The 17,870-nt window shown below is 63.2% G+C and carries 20 protein-coding genes and 1 tRNA gene; 5 read left to right on the forward strand and 16 right to left on the reverse strand.

Going from position 1 to position 17,870, the window contains the following annotated elements; translation table 11 throughout:
• Nucleotides 1-10: 10 nt before the first annotated feature.
• Nucleotides 11-502, reverse strand: a complete 492-nt coding sequence (locus tag IAU68_RS03880) for a hypothetical protein (protein ID WP_171193631.1) — start codon at nucleotides 500-502, stop codon at nucleotides 11-13.
• Between the two features lie 46 nt (nucleotides 503-548).
• On the reverse strand, nucleotides 549-1,001 hold the full coding sequence (locus tag IAU68_RS03885) for a hypothetical protein (protein WP_171193630.1): 453 nt from the start codon (nucleotides 999-1,001) through the stop codon (nucleotides 549-551).
• A gap of 380 nt (nucleotides 1,002-1,381) precedes the next feature.
• Here IAU68_RS03885 and IAU68_RS03890 point away from each other — a divergent pair, with 380 nt between their 5' ends.
• The gene (locus IAU68_RS03890) at nucleotides 1,382-2,005 is read left to right on the forward strand and encodes a TetR/AcrR family transcriptional regulator (protein ID WP_171193629.1); all 624 of its coding nucleotides are present in this window, start codon (nucleotides 1,382-1,384) and stop codon (nucleotides 2,003-2,005) included.
• Between the two features lie 3 nt (nucleotides 2,006-2,008).
• Nucleotides 2,009-5,629: a transcription-repair coupling factor gene (gene mfd, locus IAU68_RS03895; RefSeq protein ID WP_171193628.1), complete on the forward strand. Its 3,621-nt coding sequence runs from the start codon at nucleotides 2,009-2,011 to the stop codon at nucleotides 5,627-5,629.
• A 3-nt stretch (nucleotides 5,630-5,632) separates the two neighbouring features.
• Here the strand turns inward: mfd and IAU68_RS03900 are convergent, their stop codons facing one another.
• Nucleotides 5,633-6,253: a CPBP family glutamic-type intramembrane protease gene (locus IAU68_RS03900; protein ID WP_171193627.1), complete on the reverse strand. Its 621-nt coding sequence runs from the start codon at nucleotides 6,251-6,253 to the stop codon at nucleotides 5,633-5,635.
• A 73-nt stretch (nucleotides 6,254-6,326) separates the two neighbouring features.
• Nucleotides 6,327-7,655 (reverse strand): esterase-like activity of phytase family protein, encoded by a 1,329-nt coding sequence (locus tag IAU68_RS03905; RefSeq protein ID WP_171193626.1) that lies wholly within the window; start codon nucleotides 7,653-7,655, stop codon nucleotides 6,327-6,329.
• Between the two features lie 159 nt (nucleotides 7,656-7,814).
• On the opposite strand from IAU68_RS03905, the gene IAU68_RS03910 reads away from it, so the two are divergent.
• Nucleotides 7,815-7,888 (forward strand) — tRNA-Leu (locus tag IAU68_RS03910).
• Between the two features lie 6 nt (nucleotides 7,889-7,894).
• On the opposite strand, the gene IAU68_RS03915 is transcribed toward IAU68_RS03910, so the two are convergent.
• The 8 genes from IAU68_RS03915 to IAU68_RS03950 are packed head-to-tail and all read right to left on the reverse strand — an operon-like array spanning nucleotide 7,895 to nucleotide 13,801.
• Nucleotides 7,895-8,104 (reverse strand): SGNH/GDSL hydrolase family protein, encoded by a 210-nt coding sequence (locus IAU68_RS03915; RefSeq protein WP_171193625.1) that lies wholly within the window; start codon nucleotides 8,102-8,104, stop codon nucleotides 7,895-7,897.
• Entirely contained in the window at nucleotides 8,091-8,936 is an 846-nt protein-coding gene (locus IAU68_RS03920; RefSeq protein WP_171193624.1) for an acyltransferase family protein, read from the reverse strand. Before IAU68_RS03920 ends, IAU68_RS03915 begins: the two co-directional genes overlap by 14 nt.
• Nucleotides 8,937-8,984: 48 nt before the next feature.
• Nucleotides 8,985-9,341 (reverse strand): DoxX family protein, encoded by a 357-nt coding sequence (locus IAU68_RS03925; protein WP_171193623.1) that lies wholly within the window; start codon nucleotides 9,339-9,341, stop codon nucleotides 8,985-8,987.
• Nucleotides 9,338-10,264 carry an ABC transporter substrate-binding protein gene (locus IAU68_RS03930; protein ID WP_171193622.1) on the reverse strand — a complete coding sequence of 309 codons (927 nt, stop codon included), beginning with the start codon at nucleotides 10,262-10,264 and terminating at the stop codon, nucleotides 9,338-9,340. The genes IAU68_RS03925 and IAU68_RS03930 overlap by 4 nt, the downstream gene beginning before the upstream one ends.
• 11 nt (nucleotides 10,265-10,275) lie before the next feature.
• Entirely contained in the window at nucleotides 10,276-10,953 is a 678-nt protein-coding gene (locus IAU68_RS03935) for an ABC transporter permease (RefSeq protein WP_171193621.1), read from the reverse strand.
• Nucleotides 10,954-10,956: 3 nt separating this feature from the next.
• On the reverse strand, nucleotides 10,957-11,601 hold the full coding sequence (locus IAU68_RS03940) for an ABC transporter permease (RefSeq protein ID WP_171193620.1): 645 nt from the start codon (nucleotides 11,599-11,601) through the stop codon (nucleotides 10,957-10,959).
• The gene (locus IAU68_RS03945) at nucleotides 11,598-12,404 is read right to left on the reverse strand and encodes an ATP-binding cassette domain-containing protein (protein WP_171193619.1); all 807 of its coding nucleotides are present in this window, start codon (nucleotides 12,402-12,404) and stop codon (nucleotides 11,598-11,600) included. The genes IAU68_RS03940 and IAU68_RS03945 overlap by 4 nt, the downstream gene beginning before the upstream one ends.
• A 26-nt stretch (nucleotides 12,405-12,430) precedes the next feature.
• Nucleotides 12,431-13,801, reverse strand: coding sequence for a cryptochrome/photolyase family protein (locus IAU68_RS03950; protein ID WP_171193618.1), 1,371 nt, complete (start codon nucleotides 13,799-13,801; stop codon nucleotides 12,431-12,433).
• Between the two features lie 29 nt (nucleotides 13,802-13,830).
• Here IAU68_RS03950 and IAU68_RS03955 point away from each other — a divergent pair, with 29 nt between their 5' ends.
• Nucleotides 13,831-14,295, forward strand: a complete 465-nt coding sequence (locus IAU68_RS03955) for an S-ribosylhomocysteine lyase (RefSeq protein ID WP_171193617.1) — start codon at nucleotides 13,831-13,833, stop codon at nucleotides 14,293-14,295.
• A gap of 7 nt (nucleotides 14,296-14,302) precedes the next feature.
• Here the strand turns inward: IAU68_RS03955 and IAU68_RS03960 are convergent, their stop codons facing one another.
• Complete coding sequence (locus tag IAU68_RS03960; protein ID WP_171193616.1) at nucleotides 14,303-15,244, reverse strand: suppressor of fused domain protein; 942 nt, start codon at nucleotides 15,242-15,244, stop codon at nucleotides 14,303-14,305.
• Nucleotides 15,245-15,341: 97 nt separating this feature from the next.
• Between IAU68_RS03960 and IAU68_RS03965 the strand changes: the two genes are divergently transcribed.
• Complete coding sequence (locus IAU68_RS03965) at nucleotides 15,342-16,139, forward strand: Bax inhibitor-1/YccA family protein (protein WP_171193615.1); 798 nt, start codon at nucleotides 15,342-15,344, stop codon at nucleotides 16,137-16,139.
• An 80-nt stretch (nucleotides 16,140-16,219) separates the two neighbouring features.
• On the opposite strand, the gene IAU68_RS03970 is transcribed toward IAU68_RS03965, so the two are convergent.
• From IAU68_RS03970 to IAU68_RS03980, 3 genes are all read right to left on the reverse strand, one after another.
• Nucleotides 16,220-16,723 (reverse strand): hypothetical protein, encoded by a 504-nt coding sequence (locus IAU68_RS03970; protein WP_171193614.1) that lies wholly within the window; start codon nucleotides 16,721-16,723, stop codon nucleotides 16,220-16,222.
• Between the two features lie 36 nt (nucleotides 16,724-16,759).
• Nucleotides 16,760-17,281: a transcription elongation factor GreA gene (gene greA, locus IAU68_RS03975; protein ID WP_171193613.1), complete on the reverse strand. Its 522-nt coding sequence runs from the start codon at nucleotides 17,279-17,281 to the stop codon at nucleotides 16,760-16,762.
• 104 nt (nucleotides 17,282-17,385) lie between these two features.
• Complete coding sequence (locus tag IAU68_RS03980) at nucleotides 17,386-17,832, reverse strand: DUF4307 domain-containing protein (protein ID WP_231699086.1); 447 nt, start codon at nucleotides 17,830-17,832, stop codon at nucleotides 17,386-17,388.
• Nucleotides 17,833-17,870: the final 38 nt, after the last annotated feature.

The raw sequence follows: 17,870 nt of genomic DNA on the forward strand, positions 1-17,870 counted from the left end.
TTTTTCATGCCTATTTCACGATTCGCTTGATAGTCGGCTGGGAAAAGCCAGTCGCCTTGGCGAGTTTGTACATTGTCACGCCCTGCTTGTGTGCGGCACGGATAGCATCGTCGAGATTGCCGCGCTGGATGCGCGCTCTCCTCTCTGCCTCCTGCAGCTGCATAGTCTGAGAACGCACATCTTGGAGTGCGTGCTTAACCTCGTACTCCCAGACACTAGAGAAGTCCACCAGACGCTCTGCCAGCTCGTCCCACCCGTGGCCGTCGTCTAGTGGGACGGTAAGGGTCTCTCCGTCTGGGCGGATAGCGACCACCTTGCCCGGGTGCCCTGAAACAGGCGCATCCCACATTGGCGTGCCATCTCCGTGTGTACACCATTCGAGCGTGAGTTTCAGCGGTGGCAGCTCGCATTCGACGGTGGTGGAGGTAGCCCCGTCGAGGGCGGCGCGGATGGCTGGCTCGACGTGCTCGACCTCAAGGTCTGGTATTTGTGCGTCTCTCATAGCGTCTCCTTAAGGGGTCGGGTCTGCGCCTGCCCCCGGGTTGTGGCTAGTGCTGGTCTTCGGCGATAGCGCGCTCCTCAGCAGCGCGCAGCTTCTCGTATTTGGCGACTGCCTCCTTGACCTTGCTGTCGATGAGTCCACGCAGGGTGCCGTCATTGAGCACCTTGAGGAAGGCCTGTTCCTGCTCTTCGATCCATTCTCCAGTGCGAAGTTCGGCGCGGGTGGTGGGCTTTTGGTAAATGCCGGACAGGATCTCGTCCCATGCGCCGTAGGCGATGCCATCGGCGATGCTGTTGTCGATGAGCATGCGGTGGGTCTCGGCTGCGCCGATAGCCTGCTGGAAGGTGCTGCGCCAATTCTTTTCAAGAGCCGCGCCTTCATACGGATTGGTGCCCGTGTTGTCTTCGATGGTGTAGGTGAAGTTGCCTGCCTGGGCGGTGATGATGGCTTCGATGCGGTGGGCGATGTTTCGCTCTTCTCGGTAGGTGGCGAGGTTCATTGTGATCTCCTTGCGGTGCTGCTCTCTTGCTTACACCACTATAGTAACGCAGTATTAGTAATAACGCAAGTTTAGTGCCGTTGGTGAAGGTTGCCCACATTTCCGTGACTACATTTTGGCTACAAAAACGGCTACAAACCGCTCTAAACCACTGCAAAACGACAACCCGCCAAAAACACGAAAACACCCCGCCACCAGCAAAAAGCAAGGCAGCAGGGTGTCCTAAAAAAGCTTCCCCACCAGGACTCGAACCTAGAATGACGGTACCAAAAACCGTAGTGTTGCCGATTACACCATGGGGAATAGCACCGCTGATTGTAGACCACCCGCGCCGGTGTCCAAAGACGGGGTGTGTCGGCGCGCGCTCTAGAGTAGGTCACATGGCTCGAACGCGAATGACAGCACCCCAGCGCAGGGACCAATTGATCGGCGTGGGGCGTCAAGCATTCGCGGAGCGCGGCTTCGACGGGATTGCGATGGAGGAGATCGCGGCGCGCGCCGGGGTGTCCAAGCCGGTCGTCTATGAGCACTTCGGCAGCAAAGAGGGCCTCTACCAGGCGGTGGTGCGCGAAGAGATGACCCGGCTGGAACAGACGATCACTGAGTCGATCCAGCAGGGTCGGTGGCGGGAGCGCATTGAACGCGGTGTGCTGGCGCTGCTGACGTACGTAGAGGAGGAAACCGACGGGTTCATCATCCTGGCGCACGGGCAACTGCCGGGGCAGGGCAGGACGTACTCGACGATCCTCAACCGTGTCACCGCCGAGGTCAGCCATTTGTTGGCGGAGGCGTTTAAACACCGTGGACTAGACGAGGCCATGGCCGGGTTGTACGGTCAGGCACTCGTCGGCACGGTGTCGAATTCCGCGTTGTGGTGGCTCGACGAGCGCGTCCCGGACAAGCACACTGTCGCCGCGCACATCTCCAACCTGTGTTGGAACGGGTTGCGCGGGATGGAGGCGCAGCCGCGCATCTACGCCGGTGAAGCAGAGAAGGAAGCGTAAAACATGACTGAAACCACCCCTCCTGTCCTCGGCGGTCTGCTCACGCAGGCGCTGACGGATCCGAAACTCAAGGGTCTGGTCACGCACGTGGGCGAGGATTCGCTGCACATCACCGGCATTGACCAGGCGCGTTCCTGGGCCGTCGGGGCGATTGCGCGGGAGGCGCCGGTGCTGTTGGTCACTGCGACCGGGCACGAGGCGGAGGATCTGTCAGCCGAACTCAAGGCGATGCTTGGCGACGACCACGTCGCGCAGTTCCCCGCCTACGAAACCCTGCCGCATGAGCGGTTGTCGCCGGCTGCGGACATCGTCGGCAGGCGTGCGAAGGTGCTGTGGGAGATGCCGCGCGTGATCGTCGCCGCGGCGCGTGCCGTGTGTCAGCCGGTGCTGCCGGCGAACGAGCCGATCCGGGTTGCGGTGGGCCAGGAGCACGATTTTGAGGACCTGACCGAGCAGCTGGTCCACTTCGCCTACAACCACGTGGACATGGTGGCAGGCCGCGGTGAGTTCGCCACGCGCGGCGGCATCATCGACGTCTTTCCGACCACCGCGGATAATCCGGTGCGCATCGAGTTCTGGGGCGATGAGGTCACCGATATCCGCTCGTTCGCCGTCGCCGACCAGCGCACCATCGACGACGTGAAACAGGTCGATCTTTTCCCTGCGAGGCAGTTGCTTATCGACGACTCCGTTGCCGCCAAAGCCGACGACCTGGCCCGCAAATTCCCGTCGAACCCGACGCTGTCGTCGCTGCTTGCGCGCATCTCGGAGAAGCAACCGGCCGACGGCATGGAAGCGCTCATCCCGGCGCTGACGGACAAGCAGTATTCGGTGCTGCCGGAGCTCATGCCGGCAGGTTCGGTGGTGCTGGTAACCAACCCGGAAAAGGTCCGTGCCCGCATCGAGGATCTGGAGGCGACCGACCGGGAGTTCCTCGAGGCCGGCTGGGAGGCCGCTGCGATGGGTGCTGAAGGCCCCGTCGTGGTGGAGGGCCTGGACGTGTCCGCCTCGTCGTACCGCACCTACGAGTCGTTGGAGATCTCCGCGTCGAAGGCGGGCAGCGCGTGGTGGACGTTCGCGCCGCCCGGCATGTTCACCGCCGATGACGCGGAGACACTGCCGCTGGAGTTTGAGCCCGCGCCCGCGCCGAAGGGGGACCCGAAGGCCATCGAGCAACTCTACGCCACACTCAAACTGCACGTCACGCAAAACCATGGCAAGGCCGCGTTTGTGGCGCCGGCGAAGGGCACGATCGACCGCATGGCGGAGCGCCTGCGTGAGCACGGGATTTCCGCACGTGTGGCCACTCCGGGTCTTGAGCCTGTCGACGGCGCGGTGACGCTCTACCAGGCGCTGTCGCACGCGGGGCTGGTTTTTAGCGGCCCGAACCTGGTCGTGGTCACGGAGACGGATCTGACCGGCAACCGCGTCGGTGACATCGCCGGTGCGAAACGCCGCGCACCCCGCCGCCGCAACCGGGTCGATCCGTTAGCGCTGCAGCCGGGGGACTTCGTGGTGCACGACACGCACGGCATCGGCAAGTTTGTGAAGATGGCGGAGCGCACCGTCAAGGCCGGCGACGAGGATTCGCGTCGCGAGTACATCGTGCTCGAGTACCAGCCGGCCAAGCGCGGCCAGCCCGGCGACCAGCTGTGGGTGCCGATGGAGTCGCTTGACCTGCTGAGCAAGTACACCGGGGGCGAGAAGCCGTCGTTAAGCAAAATGGGCGGCTCCGACTGGAAGTCGACGAAGCGTAAGGCGCGCGCCGCGGTGCGCGAGATCGCTGGCGAACTCGTTGAGCTCTACGCCAAGCGCCAGGCCGCGCCGGGCCACGCGTTCGCGCCGGATACCCCGTGGCAGCACGAGATGGAAGACGCCTTTCCGTTTGTGGAGACGGAAGACCAGCTCACCGCCATCGAGGCCGTCAAGGAAGACATGGAAAAGCCCACGCCGATGGATCGCGTGATCGTCGGCGACGTGGGCTTTGGTAAGACTGAGGTCGCCGTGCGCGCGGCGTTCAAGGCTGTCCAGGACGGCAAGCAGGTTGCGGTGCTCGTGCCGACGACCCTGCTCGCCCAGCAGCACTTCTCCACGTTCGACCAGCGTATGGACGGCTTCGGGGTGGAAATCCGTGAGCTGTCTCGCTTTACCTCCGCGGCCGATTCCAAGAAGATCATGGCGGGGCTGGCGGACGGCTCCATCGACATCGTCATCGGCACCCACCGCCTGCTGCAGACGGGCGTGCAGTGGAAGAACTTAGGCCTGATCATTGTCGACGAGGAGCAGCGCTTCGGTGTCGAGCACAAGGAGCACATCAAGGCGCTGAAGTCGCATGTGGACGTGCTCACCATGACCGCAACCCCGATTCCGCGCACGCTCGAGATGTCACTGACCGGCATCCGCGAGATGACCTCGATCACCACCGCGCCCGAAGACCGCCACCCGGTGCTGACGTACGTCGGACCGCAGGAGGACAAGCAGGTCGCCGCCGCGATCCGCCGCGAGCTGCTTCGCGACGGCCAGGTGTTCTACATCCACAACAAGGTCTCCGACATTGAAAAAACTGCCCGCCAACTGCGCGAGCTGGTGCCGGAAGCGCGCGTCGTCGTCGCGCACGGCCAGATGAGCGAGCAGGTCCTCGAGCAGACGGTGCAGGGCTTCTGGAACCGCGAGTACGACGTCATGGTGTGCACGACGATCGTGGAAACCGGTTTGGACATCGCCAACGCCAACACGCTTATCGTGGAAAACGCGCAAAACATGGGCCTGTCGCAGCTGCACCAGCTGCGCGGCCGCGTGGGACGTTCCCGCGAGCGCGCCTACGCCTACTTCCTGTACCCGAAGGACAAAACGCTCACCGAGACCTCCTACGACCGCCTGGCCACCATCGCCCAGAACAACGATCTGGGCGCCGGCATGGCGGTGGCGCAGAAGGACTTGGAGATGCGCGGCGCCGGCAACGTGCTGGGCGCGGAGCAGTCCGGCCACATCGCCGGTGTGGGTTTCGACATGTACGTGCGCCTCGTAAGCGAGGCCGTGGAGACTTTTAAGGGCCTGATGAGCGGCGAGCCTGTCGACGCCACCGACAAGGGCCCGAAGGAAATCCGCGTCGACCTGCCCGTCGACGCGCACATCCCAGAGACGTACATCAACTCCGAGCGCCTGCGTCTGGAGGTCTACCGCAAGCTCGCAGAAGCGCGTGACGACGACGCCCTGGCCGCCGCAGCCGACGACATGGTCGACCGTTTCGGCGCCCTGCCGACCGAGGTCCAGCACCTCATGGCCGTGGCGCGTTTGCGAAACCAAGCCCGCGCGGTGGGGGTTTCCGACATACTCACCCAAGGCACCCGCATCAAGCTGCACCCGGTGGAGCTGCCGGATTCAAAGCAGGTGCGTCTGAAGCGGCTCTACCCGGGCGCGAACTTCCGCGCCGCGGCGAAGGCGCTGCAGGTGCCGATGCCGCGCGAGTCGAAGGCGATCAACAGCCCAAACTTGCGCGACATGGAACTGCTGCAGTGGGTCGCGGACCTTCTGGCGGACATGCTGGACGCCCCGAAAATCTCCGTTGCGGGATCCACGGTGGCCGACGAACCGAAGAAAAAGGTCTTCTCCGTTAGCGAGTAGGTGCTACAACATCGCCGGCAGGATGAACAGCATTCCGATGCTCCACGTCAGGTGGACCGCGATGGGGGAGTACAGCCGGCCGGTGCGCACTGCCTCAAAATAGGTCACCGCGCCGAGCACGCCCGCGGCAAACACGAGCAGCGGCACACCCATGACGATGGTGACCACGCAGTAGATCAGGGTCGACCACACGCCAGCCTGGACGACGCTTTGCCCGCCGGCGCGCAGTTGGCGCGGCACAGCGTCGCGGAAGACAAGTTCCTCGCCGACGCCATTGACGACGAGCACCAGCAGCGTCAGCAGATACCCACCCTTATTGGGCGTGTCTAGGATCTCCGCCACGGGGCCGGAGAGCAGCGGGATTCGGCTGACCACGAGCGCGCCGACCATGAACACCACCACCAGTGCGGCGCCGATAAGCACGCCGCGGAGCACGTCGCGTGCCTTGTTTGGCCCGGCGAACGCGCGGCGGTTGCCCATCATCCACCAGGCGGAGATGTAGACCACGGCCGTAAACGCGGTTGCCCAGTAGAACCCGGGCGAGCCGTCGCCAGCCCGGCGCGCGAGAAAAAGCTCCAGCGCACCGAGTGCGCAGGGAAGTAGGAACAACCATTGCCTGGTCAAGTGGGATCTCCGTCCGGGTGATCTGGCGATACGGTTGCCAGATTACCGGGCGAGTCCCGCGGGCAGTGAGCTGCTACTTCACGGAGAAGATGATCATCTCTGTGTCGTCTGGTTTGCCGCGGTAGCGGCCGTCGTCGCCGGGGAAGTTATTGTCTAATGCAGTCAGGTAGCGGCCGTCCTCCAACTGGACGATGGTCTCGACGCTCAGTAGCGCGAACGCGAACGGATCGCCGACACCGTAGGCGCGGGCGTCGGAAACCATGCCGATCTTGTCCGGGTTGGCGATGTCGAGCAGGTCCGCCATGAGTTTCTTGTTCACCGTCGTGCCAGCTTCAATATTCTTGAAGTCCGCGACCTCAAAGACCTTCTTCAATTCCGCATCCGAGCCGCGGAAGTCGTCGCGTTCGAGCACGAGCAGGCGGCCGTCCTTGGTCAGGAAGGCATCGCCGATGAGTGCGTCGTCGCCCTCGGCAAGGTAGGTCCACGTCTTGCCGGTGTATTCGCCGGTTTCGGTGTCGAACTGGGAAATGACGCGCTCACGCTTGTCCTTCGCGTTGTCGAGGTAGCCCTCGAAGATCGGGTACAGGTAGCGGCCGTCCCATGCCATGGCTTCAAAACCTTTGGAGTTGCGCAGGTTCGGCTGTTCGTCGTCAAGCGTCGGGTTCGATGGGCTCTTCACCCCCGGGTACGCGTAGGGCGCTTCGAGTAGGGTGCCGTTTTCATCGACGTGCAGGATGTAGGGGCCGAACTCTTCGCCGATCCAGAAGGAACCGTCGGCGGCCTGGACGAACGACTCCGGGTCGAAGTCTGCACCGGTGAGCAGACGATCTTCAGTGTCGTTGTTGACGATGCCCCACGGGATCTTGCCGTTGGGGTCCTTCAGCGAGATGTAGTCGAGGACCTCAACGCCGCCAGTGTTCTTCGGGTCTGGAGCCGTCTCGGCCGTCTCCCAATTCGGTTTCACTGTGTAGACGCGCAGGAGGAAGTCGGAGGAGTTCTTCTTCGAGCCGAAGCCGTTGTCGGGCAGTGCGTAGAAGGTGCCGTCACCGATTTCGATCATGCCGGAGAACCCCGGAATGACCTGGCCCTTAAACGGGTGGGTTTGCCCGTTGCCGTCGAAGGCGTCCTTGCCCGAGTCAGGGCCCGGTGCCTGGTAGAGGGCGGAGAGTTTAGCGCGGCCCTCGAGGACCGGGCCAGTCACCTCGGGAGCAGGTGTGGAGGTGGCCGGGGAATCGCCGCGGTTGCTGGAACCGGCATGCTCTGAGCTGCCACCGGTTGCTGCAACAATGACGCCGCCGACCAGCCCGCCAACGAGGAATGCGCCAGCGACAGCTGCGATGAGCTGTTCGAGGTTGAGGTCCTTGACCAAGTGATTGAGCGGGGGAGGAAGTTGGATGTTCATATGCCATTGCCTTAGGAATTGACTGCGACTGAGGGAAGTACTCAGGCGAAACTTACATTCCGCACAGGGAGTGTACGGCGGCAAAGCCGCTTCCGCTCGGCGAGTTTTTCCAGGCGATTCCCGCCGGGAGGCACCGGGGAAGTACCATATTCCTCCGGCGCCCCCATAGCCCAATTGGCAGAGGCAGCGGACTTAAAATCCGTTCAGTGTCGGTTCGAGCCCGACTGGGGGCACAAGTTCTAGCCTTCGCGCCGTGTTCCGTCGGAGGACACTTCAGCATTCATCGGCACGTCGGCCATGTCGATGCCTTGCGGGAATGCGGTGGCGAGCGCGTCGGCAAAACGCTTCGCCCGCTCGTCGTTTCCGTTTGCGTTGTAGTGCACCTCGTCGCCGGCGAGGAACCAGTCCTGGTGTGCTCGGGCTTCTTGCGCCCAGTCAAACACCACCACGTTGCGGTGTTCCGCTGCCACCCAGCATGCCCCCGCGGTAGAGCACGATGTCGTTTTGCTCGATCATGACACTCAGCAGGACAATGCCGCCAATACCGACTGTGCCGATGAGCACCGATGCGACAGGACCGAAGCTAACGCGTTTGCCTTCGTGGCTCCGGGTGGCCACCACGATGGCTAGGGCGGCGCCAAGAAGGAGCCCCCCGGCGCGGGTGTCTGTCCCTTCGTAGATGCGGGTGGGATCCACGCCCGGGGTGGCTAGTACGGCCATGAGCAGGTATGAAGCAGTAGCCAGAAGCGCCGTCGCCGCAGCGACGAGACGCGGTTTACGCAGCACTTTCAGCAACACCCACAAGAGGAGTGGCCACACGAGGTAGAACTGTTCCTCGATAGACAGCGACCACATGTGGTCTAACGGCCCTGGGCCTTGGAAACGGTCGAAATACGAGGCGCCGGTGGCGATGTTGTGCCAGTTGTTCACGAAGAACACTGAGCTCAGCGCTTCCCAGCCGTGAGTTTTCAACGCGTCAGGTTCGAGTGCGGCGCTAAGCACCACCACCGCAGCGACGGTTGTGAGCATTGCCGGCGCGAGACGACGGAAACGACGGAACCAGAAGGACGACAAACGCATGGTGTCGTCGCGAAGCTTGGAGCCCATCAGCCCCAGCGTGATCAGATAGCCGGAAAGGGTGAAAAATACCCCGACGCCAAGCAAGCCGCCCTGAAAGACGGGGACATCGAGGTGGTAGGCGATAACGAGGAAGACCGCGATCGTGCGAAGCCCGTCGAGGGCGGGCACGTAGCGGGTCGATCCATGAACAGGTTTGGGCACAGGTTAGTTACTTTAGCGCCGGGGGTTCGTCGCTTAGCAATCGTGCCCTCAGCGATCTCCCAGCGACAGGGCAGCCTTGATCAGCGGAATCTGGAGCGGCAAGCGGCCAATGGAGACGATTTGCTTCTGCCACGGCTCGTCGCGCCACTGCCACGCCATGTTGAAGTTGGCGGGCCACACCGCGGTCAGTAGCGCTGCGGCGAATTTGCCACCGACGGATCGGGTGTTCTTGTTGGCCAGCAGGGTGGCAGCAGCGAGCTCGGCCAAACCCGAGGCGTAGGTGTACGCGCGCGGGGAACCGGGCAGCGAATCCGGCACGATGCCGTCGAACGGCTCGGGCTTTACAAAGTGCAAAGCGCCGGCGCCGGCGAACAATGGGATCAGCAACTTTTCGAGCAATTTCATTTGTTTTCCATCCAATCTTGAGCAATTACAGCCGGTTCTGCATGCTCCTCACCCACGTTACGCAGGTTCATTGCAACGAGGTCTTGGGTGGTAAGCGTCGCGTTGATCGAGTTGACAGCATCGAGGGCGCCGTCCGGAAGCGCCCCAGCGCGCACCACCGGCACCACGTTTTGCGGCGGGATGAGCAGCTGCGGGTCTTCTAGGGTTACAAGATCCGCCTCGGAGCCGTCGCTAAGCAAAGCGGGGGAGGTTGTGAAGATGTTTGCAGTGTTCGCAGCGCCTTCGACCAATGCGGCGACGGTGAGCGGGCCGCCACCGTCAGAGATGGGGCTGACAGTGATCTTGCCCGCGTCGATGCCGTAGACGTCGGTGAGACCCTTCGGGCCGTAAGGGCGCTCGGCGAATTCGGGAGGAGCGGCGACGGTGATTGCGTCGAGCTTGTCCAAATCGGCGATCGTCTTCAGGTCGAATTGGTCTGCGGTCGCTCGCGTGACGCGGTAGGCGTCTTTGGACTCCGCCGGGCTGAACTCGCCGGCCTCAAGGTCATCGGGAAGCACTTCGGTGAGGGTGGCGCGCACATCGTCCGCGCCAGCACCCTGCTCCAATTCGCCGTAGTACTGGGTGAGGTTGCCAGCGTATTCCGGAACGATGTCGATGGTGCCTTCTTCCAGCGCCTTGAGGTACACCTCGCGTGAGCCGATGCCGGACTTTATTTCAACGTTATATCCCGCTTGGCGCAGCGCCTCCGCCCAGATTTGGCCGATGATCTCCGATTCAGGGAAATTCGCGGTGCCGAGAGAGACGGTTTCGCCGGATGAGCCACCACCCGCTGCGTCAGAATCCAACGGATCTGCTGAGCTGCATCCGGCAACCAGCAAGGTTGCGGATGCGAGGAGGGCTGTTGCTGCGCGTGAAATGTGCATGCTTGCTTATGTTACCTGTGCGAACGAAGTTTCGGCTGGGCGAGGCGCTGGATTGTTGCGAAGGTGAGATCAACGATAAGTGCCAGCGCGGTGACCGCGAGCGCTCCTGCCACCATGCGGGAATAGTCCTGCACGGCGAGGCCGTCGATAAGCAGACGCCCCAACCCGCCAAGACCGATATAGGCCACCACCGTAGTGGTGGCTAACACCTGGGCGACGCAGGAGCGCAACCCACCAATAATCACCGGCGCACCCAGCGGCAGTTCCACCCTGGTAAGAATCTGGCGCTCGCTGTAGCCGGCCGCTCTTGCGGAAAGAACAACATCACGAGGCACAGCATCGAATGCTGCGACGATACCGGCAAGAAGCGGGGCGGTACCGAGCAACATCAACGCGATGGTTGCGGGGATGATGGGCACGGTGACACCCTTCGGCAGCGTCACGGAGAGGTACGTGATCATGCCAAGTGCTGGTAGCGCACGTAGCGCGCCGGCCACGGAAACCACGAGCGAGGACCCGCGCTTGGTGTGGCCAACCCACAATCCGAGTGGGACGGCGATAAGGGCGGTGGCCGCTACCGCAAGAGCTGAATACCCAAGGTGCTGCGCGACACGGGCGCCAAGGCCGGAGGGTCCGGACCAGCTTCCTGGATCAGTGAGGTAGGCAAGCGCCTCCATAATGAAATTCATGCCCTACCCCTTCAACCTCGCCCACGGAAGGGTGGTGTGTTTAACCACCACAATTACCAGATCAAGCGCAACCGCCAACACAACTGTGGCGATGAGGCCCGTGAGGATCTCGGTGGGGAAGGAGCGCTGGAACCCCTCCGTAAACAGTGTCCCCAAAGACTGCACGCCGATGAGCGCCCCAACCGACACCAAGCTCACCGTGGAGGCGGACACCACGCGCAGACCGCTGAACAACGCCGGTGCCGCGAGCGGCAACTCAACGGCAAACACCCGTTTCAGTGGTGGATACCCTGCGGCGTCCGCGGATTGAACGACGTCTCTGGGAACTGCGTCGAATGCGTCCGCCGACGAACGAACCAGCAAGGCCGTGCCGTACAGCGTCATCGCCGCAACGACGTTCACCGGTGACAGAATCGAGGTTCCCAGTACCAAGGGCATGAGGATAAACATCGCAAGCGACGGCACGACGTAGATCAAGCTCGTTGCCGCCACAAGGACTTCCCGGGCCGGGCCAGAGCGGTGGGCGAGCCACCCTAACGGCACCGCGATAAGTGTCGCAAAAACAACAGCCGGCGCTGTGATCGCGAGGTGATCCACCGCGAGGTCGATGATTCGCCCGGCGTTGTCGATAACCCACTGCCAGTTCATGCGAGGACGCCTTTGACGGTGCCGGTATCGTCGACAAGCAAACGCTTCCCACCGCGCTCTACCACTGACAGCGCACGTTGCCGCAGACCAGTGAATTCAGCCACCGTGTCGTTGGCCGGGTGCGCGAGGATCTGTTCAGGTGTGCCGGATTGCTCGATGCGCCCGCGAGGGCCTAAGACCACCACGTCGTCGCCCATGACGAACGCCTCGTCGATGTCGTGGGTGACCATCAGCACGGTGGTCGAGAGCGCGCCACGAAGATCCATGATTTCGCGCTGCAACTTGCGGCGCACTACGGGGTCTACGGCACCGAACGGCTCGTCCATCATGAGAATGTCCGGGCGATTGACCAGACCGCGGGCGACACCAACACGCTGCGCTTGACCGCCAGAGAGCTCCGCGGGGTAGCGTTTCTGCAGCGCACTTTCGAGGTTGACCAGTTCAAGCATCTCAGCTGCCCGGGAATTTGCCTCCGATTTCGAAGCACCTGCCAATCGTGCGATGTCGGCGACATTGTCCAACACAGTGCGGTGGGGCATGAGACCGGAGTGCTGCATGACGTACCCGATGGAACGACGCAACCGGACAGGGTCCTCGTCGGCGAGGTTGCGGCCGCGCACGACCACCTCGCCCGAGGTCGGATCCACCATCCGGTTCACCATCCGCAGCAACGTCGTTTTTCCGCACCCGGACGGTCCGACAAACACCGTGGTCGAGCCTTGCTCAACGAATGCGGAAAAACGCTCCACTGCAGGGGCCGGCGAACCTGGGTACGTCTTAGACACCTCGCGGAATTCAATCACGGAATCCGAACGTACCCGCGCGCCACTTACTGCGTTGTCTTTATATCCTCGTACGCCGCGAGTGCGACCTTGCGTGATTCCTTCACATCCACCATCGGCTCCGGGTAGCCAGGGAGCAGCGCCTCCGGAGCCCAGTGCGAAATATAGACGCCGGACGGATCGAACTTTTCCTGCTGGGTCATCGGGTTGAAGATGCGGAAATACGGCGCGGCGTCGTCGCCGGAGCCTGCGACCCACTGCCAGTTGAACGGGTTGGAAGCGACGTCGGCGTCGACAAGCGTGTCCCAGAACCACTCCTCCCCGTGGCGCCAGTGAATCCCCAGATTCTTCGTCAGCCACGAGCCGGTCACCATGCGTACGCGGTTGTGCATGCGGCCGGTGCGCCACAATTCGTGCATGCCGGCATCGACGAGAGGCACGCCGGTTTCGCCGCGCTGCCACCGGGCCAACTGCCCCAGATGCTGTGCCGCCTCAGCATCGGGTTCCATTGCGGGATCCGCGAACGCTGAAGCGTGCTCCCACGGTGCGGCATTTTCACTCCACGCCCACTCAAACTTGTCGAACTGCCCGCGCACGTTATGCACCGCCAAATCCGGCAGGTGGTAGTAGCGGTGCCAGGCGAACTCGCGCCACACCACCTGGCGCAAGAACGCCCAGGCGTCGGCGGCCGCGGTCGGGTGCTCGTCGGCAAAGGCAGCAGTTTCCGCCCACACGTAGCCGGGCGAGAGTTCACCGAAGCGCAGGTGCGCGCTGAGCCCCGAGGTCGCGCCGGGGGAGAGGTCGTTGTTGTCGTAGCCGACGCCGTCGGCGAGTCCGGTGAGAAACCCGTGGAAGCGATCCAATGCTGCTTCCTCGCCGGGGGTGTTGTGCTCGGCGAGTTCACTGGCCCAGAAGGGTGCTTCCGGTGGCGTGAGGCGAGCCCCGCCAGCCAGCACCGGTGCCGCCACCGGCTGCGGCGGGTGCGTGGCGAGGTGCTGTTGCATTGCCTTGTAAAACGGCGTGAACACCCGGTACGGGGTGCCGGCGCCGGAGTTGATCTCCCACGGCTCCGCGAGCAGGAACCCGGGGAAGGTGCGTGCATTCACCAGACGCTTGATCTCGGCGTCGATCTCGACGGCGTCGTAGCGACGATTCCACGCCGCCTCCGCGCAAAGTTCGTGCGCCAGCCGCGGCACGATCTCGCGCGGATCGCCCGTTTCGCGCACCATTGGGAGCTTTTCGCTTAACGACGACACACTGCGATCCCGCCACCACCTTGCGGCGCGGCCGTTGGGACGGGCGGCGGTGGTGTCGTCGATAAGCAAGCCCACGACCTCGCCGCGGGAAGCGGCCCATGAAAGCGCGGGGTTGTCGGTGACGCGCAGATCGTCGCGGAACCAGACGAGTGTGGTGGGCATAGGTTGCTCCCTTCAGTACAGTCGGAGCCATGACCGATCGTATGAATGTTGAATCCTTCAACCTCGACCACACCAAGGTAGCGGCACCGTTTATCCGGCTCGCGGACCGCAAGGAACTGCCGAAGGGCGACACGCTGGTGAAGTGGGACATCCGCTTCAAGCAGCCGAACGTGGAGCACCTGGAAATGCCGGCGGTGCACTCGCTGGAGCACATGTTCGCCGAACACTCGCGTAACCACGCCGACAACGTGATCGATTTCGGCCCGATGGGTTGCCAGACCGGCTTCTACCTCATGCTCTCCGGCGACCCGTCCGAGGCCGAGGTTGCTGAATTGGTGGAAAAGACGCTCACCGACATCGTTGGCGCCGACGAGGTGCCGGCGGCGAACGAGAAGCAGTGCGGCTGGGGTGCAAGCCACGACCTCGAGGCAGCCAAGCGCGAGGCCCAGGCGTTTTTGGACAAGCGCGACGAGTGGGGCGTCGTCTTCAAGTAAAAAACAGCTACGTCGCCGGGTCGATGACCTTCAACGTCAGCGGTGCGGTGGTCAGGCTGTAACTGCCCGGCGCCGCGTCGAAGACGGCGAGTAGTTCATTGGCTACATCCGCGCCGGCGGGCACCACGATGTGGTCTTCCGCTAACTCCACTGCCTCTGCGTTTGGGTCGAACAGCAAAAACGTGTCGTCGCGCACCAGGGCAAACGTCCGGCCGAAAAGCAGCCGGTAGCGCGCCGCCCGCAGCAACGCGGAAGCGGCGCGCTCGTCCATATCTACCCGTCCGGCGGCGTCGACCTCCAAGTATTTTGCAGTGGCGGCACCGATGGAGGAGCCTTCGGCGTTGGCGGTGTCGTCGAGAAGCAAGCGCACCTTGTCGTCCGCCGACAGCGGCGCGCGGGCGGGATCCGTCAGCCCCAGCGGATACAAGTCGCCGAGGAGCGTGGCAAACTTCAGCGGATCCCAACGCAGCATCCGCTCTAGGTCGTCGCCGTTGAGCCCCACCCCGTAGGTGAACTGGATCCGACCGGTGGGGCCGTCGACCTGGCCGAGCACCGGATCGCCGGTGAACACAAAACCGGACAACGCGCCCGAATCAAACGACACATGGTGGCCCGGCTCAATATCCACGCCAGAACGTCGCACGTTGCGCGCCATCCGCGCCAGCTGGTCCGCCGGCCATTTCGGCGGAAGCGCGTCGCTGTTGTCGGGTACGCGCAGCGTCAACTCAGTCTGCGTGCCCGCGATGCGTTGCGACGACTCCACCTGCGACAGCCCGTACGTGCAGTACAACACGTGGGGCAGAGGCGTATCGACGAAATACGCCAGGACGTCCACGTCCGGATACGAAAACGTGTGGGCCTGCGCATCGCCGGTGGCTGTGGCCAGTGCGGTCAGCACCGTGGCACCGCCTGTGCGCGGTCCGCGTCGGAAACGATCGAACACACCCATGTGGGAAAATCTTACGCTCGGGAACCATTTGGGCCGACGATGCGTTACAAGCTGTGAATAGTGGTCCCAACACGACTCGAAAGGAACGTTGGACGACGTGAGAAGTACCAACCCTGTACTGAAGAACTTGGCTGGCGACGAGCAGCAGGCCGGCTACGGCTATCCGTCCCAGACCGAGGGTTACGCGCCGGAGGTTTCCCAAGACCGCCCGCTGACGGTGGATGATGTGGTGACCAAGACCGGCATCACGCTGGCCGTGATCATCGCGTTCGCCGCGGTCAACTTCGCTATTTTCATCGGCGGCAACGCTGGCCTCGGCAGCGCGTTGACGCTCGTCGGCGCGATCGGCGCATTCGTGGTCACCCTGGTTCACGTGTTCTCGCGCAAGTTCGGTTCCGCGCCACTGACGCTTGCCTACGCCGCGCTTGAAGGATTGTTCCTCGGCGGATTCTCCTTCGTTGTCTCCGGCTGGTACGTCGGCAGTGCGAACGCCAGCTCGCTCATCTTCCAGGCGATCCTGGGCACCATCGGCGTGTTCATCGGCATGCTCGTGGTGTACCGCACCGGGGCGATCCGCGTCACCCCGCGGTTCAACCGAATGCTGACCGGAGCGATCTTCGGCGTGGCTGTTATGGCCATCGGCAACTTGCTGCTTTACCTTTTCACCGGCGAGAACCCGCTGCGCGGCGGCGGCACGATGTCCATCATCTTCGGCATCGTCTGCGTCGTGCTCGCCGCCCTGTCCTTCCTGCAGGATTTCGACCTGGCGGACAAAATGGTGCGCACCAATGCGCCGTCCCAAACAGCCTGGGGCATCGCGCTTGGTCTGGCTGTGACCCTGGTGTGGCTCTACACCGAAATTCTGCGTCTGCTGTCCTACTTCAACGACCGCTAGCCCCAATCGTTAGGCGCACTACGAAACGGCCCTGCTCCGCGCTGGAGCAGGGCCGTTGGCGTGAGATACCCGAGAACGGATTAGTAGTTGTTCTCCGGGGTGACGTTCGTGCCGTCGACGGAAACAGAGGTGAACACCAGCTCCTTGTCCACAACCTGCGGGTTGCCAAGGACGACCTTGACGCCCTCTTCGCGGTTGTCCGGGCTGAGGACGACGCGGGTTGCGGTGCCCTCGGCGAGGTTGGCGTCCCAGGTGTCCCACACGATGTCCTCGAGGAAGTCATCCTGGTTCTCGCAGTCCACGGTCAGGCGCGTCGGGCGAACCAGGCCCTGCGCGGCGCAGTTGTTCAGCGACGGCACTTCCTCAGCGGCAACAGTGGTGGTGGCCTGCTGGTCGGCCTCGACCACGTTGGTGGCGTCGGTGGCGGACGCGCCGGCACCCTTGAGCGAACCCGCGTCCTGGCTCTGCGCGGTGTCGACCTTCTTATCGGACGGGTTCTGGTGCGGCGGGTGGCAGCCGGCGAGGGCGAGGGCGGCGAGGGCGGCTACGCCAGCCATGGCTTTGCGGGAAGAGGTTGCAATCACAGGATGATCCTTCGCTATCGAAAAGAACGGGGAAAACTACTTCGCGCGGGGCGTTGAAGCTTTATCTGAATCATACGGCTCGGCCGAGACGACCGTGACCTTAATCTCGCGGCCGTTCGGCGCAGTGTAGGAGCGGGTCTCGCCCTCAGCTGCACCAACGACGGCGGCGCCGAGCGGGGACTGCTCAGAGTAGGTCTCCAGGTCGGCGTTGTCGGTGGAGGCGGCGCGGGTGCCGATGAGGAACGTCTCGCGGTCATCCTTGTCGCCGTTGTAGTAGACGTGGACGACGGAGCCGACGTGGGCGACGCCCTCGACCACACCGGAGCGCTCGGTGGTGGAGTTGGAGAGGATCTCGGAAATCTGCTTGATGCGGGCTTCTTCCTGATCCTGCTGCTCGCGGGCTGCGTCGTAGCCAGCGTTTTCTTTCAGGTCGCCCTCTTCGCGGCGCTCGTTGATCTCTGCTGCGATCACCGGGCGGTTGTCGATCAGCTGCTGGAGCTCGGTTTCCAGCTTGGCCTTCATTTCCGGGGTAATGTACTGCTGCTGGGAATCAGCCATAGGGGTAACACCCTTCCCTCATACGTAAAACGAGCCCGCGAGCTGCGGGCGAAAGTGTGCAGATATACCGCACGAGGGTAGCACACAGGCGGATTCCGCCTGCGCTAGCGGGCTTGGTAAAAGTCGCTGTCCGCGTCCATGTAGAACGGCAGTTTGTCCGAGCATCCGTAGACGCGGCCGGAGACAAGCGGGGCGCGCAGCGGCATCTCCACAGCCACGCGTTCGTGCTTTTCGCCGCCGGCGGGGAAGATCACCTCGCGGCGACCGACCTCCGCGTGCGAATAGTCCACCGCGGTGACGATGCAGTAGGACGGCACGGACGGGTCCTTGCGGGTGACGTCGATCCAGAGGCGTCCGGTGGAGTCGTCGATATGCTCCTGCGAGATGAAATCGGCGGTCACCGGGCGGTTGAACCGGTCTGACAGCGCGCGGACGCCGACGAAGAGGAACGCTGCGACCAACAGCACTGCGATGACAGCGACCACTTTCCCGGACACGCCGCCCTTATTCGAGCTATAGCGTTGCGACGACCGGCTGACTGGAGTGGACACTGCTGCGACCTCGTTCGGACAACTGGGGGATAGGGACT

The sequence above is a fragment of the Corynebacterium lujinxingii genome, assembly GCF_014490555.1.
Lineage (GTDB): Bacteria > Actinomycetota > Actinomycetes > Mycobacteriales > Mycobacteriaceae > Corynebacterium > Corynebacterium lujinxingii.